This is a genomic window from Neobacillus mesonae (assembly GCF_023715155.1).
GTDB lineage: Bacteria > Bacillota > Bacilli > Bacillales > Cytobacillaceae > Neobacillus > Neobacillus mesonae_A.
Genome location: NZ_JAMBNQ010000095.1, coordinates 1 through 842, shown reverse-complemented (window position 1 = coordinate 842; position 842 = coordinate 1). Strand labels below are relative to the sequence as shown.

Annotated in this window: 1 pseudogene; it reads left to right on the top strand. The window is 37.2% G+C overall.

The window, feature by feature from the left end:
- Positions 1–135 precede the first annotated feature (135 nt).
- Positions 136–842, top strand: a pseudogene (locus tag M3183_RS26595) (transposase); the annotation flags it as partial.

Here is an 842-nt window from a genome sequence, read left to right as displayed (position 1 = left end):
GGGAAATTCCTCCGTCTATTTCAGCTAATTAACATCCAATTTCCTAAATAAGGGGAATTTCTACCTCTATTTTTTGAACGAATCTTAAAAAGGGTGCAAAAAGCAACAATCTTTTAGAAAAGAGCCTAAATATAAGAAATTGAAACAAACATGGCCTATCGATGATTTCTTGGATTTGGTTTCTACACAGAAGTCCCTCACTTCTCTACCTTCGGTAAAAATTATGAGCGTCGCTTTCACGATACCGATGTGTTCGAAGACATCTTTTACCACATTTTGAAGGAGATTATGGATAAGGGATGGCTGTCTGCTGACCATATTTTCTTAGATTCCACTCATGTAAAGGCCAGTGCTAATAAACGCAAGTATGATAAGAAAGTGGTCCGTAAGGAAACTCGCGCCTATGAAGAGAAACTTCAGTTGGAACTCAATTTAGATCGAGAGGAACACAGGAAAAAGCCATTTCCTCCTGAGAAATTTGAAAAAGAAGAATGGAAAGAAATTAAGGAAAGTACCACAGACCCTGAAAGTGGCTAATATGTGAAAGATGAACGAACCAAACAGTTTGCGAATTCGTTCCATGCAACTACCGATGAAAAAGGATTTGTATTAGGTACGATAGTGACTCCGAGAAATATGCATGATAATCATCTGTTACAGCCTCTTTTCGAGAAGGTTATAGAAAAAGTAAAAAAGCCACTTGCAGTCTCTGCTTACGCAGCTTATAAAACACCAGCAATCACGAACTTTCTATTAGAGAATCAAATGTTACCTGTCCTTCCTTATACTCGTCCAAAAACTAAAGATGGTTTCTTTCGAAAGAATGATTATGTATATGATGA